This is a genomic window from Pseudomonas sp. AC463 (genome assembly GCF_979253585.1).
The window spans coordinates 1-221 of record NZ_CEEDDZ010001283.1; the positions used below are offsets into that span (position 1 = coordinate 1).

Sequence of the window (221 nt, forward strand, 5' to 3'; positions counted from 1 at the left end):
AAAATCACCGCCGAACGCGATGAATTGGGGCACGTCACCCGCTACGAGTATGCCGATGGGCTGCACCTGATCAGCCGCCGCATCAACGCCGATGGCAGCCAGGTCCGGTATCGCTATGACAATGTTCGGTTGCTGCTCACCGAGATCGAAAATGAAGTCGGCGAAGTCTATGGATTGCAGTACCACCCCAATGGCCTGATCCAGCAGGAAACCGGGTTCGA

At 57.0% G+C, this 221-nt stretch carries 1 protein-coding gene; it reads left to right on the forward strand.

The window, feature by feature from the left end:
• Positions 1–221, forward strand: a 221-nt coding sequence (locus tag AC0IYH_RS34440; RefSeq protein ID WP_471838999.1) for a hypothetical protein, incomplete at both ends; no start/stop codon positions are given.